This window comes from Bacteroidia bacterium (genome assembly GCA_016218155.1).
Taxonomy (GTDB): Bacteria; Bacteroidota; Bacteroidia; order Bacteroidales; family GWA2-32-17; genus GWA2-32-17.
This window is the reverse complement of sequence record JACREQ010000051.1, coordinates 1-1,436: the sequence shown is the minus strand read 5'-3', so window position 1 is coordinate 1,436 and position 1,436 is coordinate 1. Positions and strand designations below refer to the sequence as shown.

The window sequence follows — 1,436 nt, the reverse complement described above, 5'->3', positions numbered from 1 at the left end:
TTAAAGATACCAATTTTTTTGTCATAAAGGTCAGATTAAATGATAGAAATTTAAGCTATTCTTTGGCAAAGGAGATAGTTAAGAGTTATCTTGAATACGGACAATCCATTTATTTAAGGCAGTATGTTTTATTAGAAAATCAGGTTAAAGAGTTGGATGGTTTGATTGAAAAGACCCATGCTTCTTCTTCAATTCAAAATATGTTTCCATCCATGATTATTCCTGATTACAAGGTTCAATTAAGAGATTTGTTTTCCCAGAAGTTTCAGCTTGAATCTCAATTAGTTGCGGCAAAAGAATTTAAAGTAATTGATGAACCAATTGTTCCAAATTCTCCAATCTCGCCAAATAAGGTAAGAAATATATTTATTGGTTGTATAATCGGTTTAATGGCGGGGGTATTTGGAGCTTTTTTTATGGAGTATTGGGAAAAATCCAAACCCAAAAAATGAATTGATAATGATGGATATTATTTCGGAAATAAAGAAAGTCATTAATATTGAAGTAGAGGCTTTACTGGGCCTAAAAAAAAAAGTTGGGCATGAATTTGAAAAGGCTATTAATATTATAATTAATTGCCGCGGAAAAGTAGTTGTAACCGGTGTAGGGAAATCAGGAATTGCGGCAAAAAAAATAGCATCTACATTATCCAGTACAGGCACACCTAGTGTTTTTATGCATCCTGCTGAGGCTATGCATGGGGATTTGGGAATTGTCTCCAAAGGAGACATTATTTTAGCCATTGGTAAAAGCGGAGAAAGTTCAGAGCTTACAAGCCTCTTTCCAGCCTTTAAAAAAATCAAGATTAAATTAATTGTTTTGACTACTAATAACGATTCCCGGCTTGCAAAGGCCGCTGATATTGTCCTTAATATGGGAGAGATTAAAGAGGCATGTCCATTTAATCTTGCACCTACCTCTAGTGTTATAACATCAATTGCCATAGGTGATGCTATTGCTATTGTTTTAATGAAGATGCGGGAGTTTAAAATAGAAGATTTTGCCTTATTCCATCCGGGTGGACGGTTAGGAAAAAGATTAACCCTTATAGTCGAAGATGTTATGCTTAAGGGACAAGATAACCCCATTATTAATATTTCCGATACTACAAAAAATATGTTTATGGCTATTACTGAAAAAAAGGCTGGAGCAGTATCTGTAGTTGACAAAAAAGGGAAATTAGCTGGATTAGTTACTGATTATGATATTAGAAAAATTCTGATGAAAGAAGAAAATATCTTTGAATTAAAGATAAAAGATATTATGAATAAAAATCCAGTTTTTATTTATAATGATGAAAAGGCGTTTGATGCTTTAAAAAAGATGAAAGATAGAGAAAAACCTATAACTGTCTTACCCGTTTTAAATCGAAATCATTTAGTAGTTGGAATAATAAGGATGCATGATTTGATAAATATAGGGTTGTAATTGAGGGG

The 1,436-nt window shown here is 32.7% G+C and carries 2 protein-coding genes; both read left to right on the top strand.

The genetic code is table 11. The features are described 5' to 3' along the window. Positions 1-62: 62 nt before the first annotated feature. Entirely contained in the window at positions 63-452 is a 390-nt protein-coding gene (locus HY951_10045; GenBank protein ID MBI5540387.1) for a hypothetical protein, read from the top strand. A 7-nt stretch (positions 453-459) separates the two neighbouring features. Then, positions 460-1,428, top strand: coding sequence for a KpsF/GutQ family sugar-phosphate isomerase (locus HY951_10040; GenBank protein MBI5540386.1), 969 nt, complete (start codon positions 460-462; stop codon positions 1,426-1,428). Positions 1,429-1,436 lie beyond the last annotated feature (8 nt).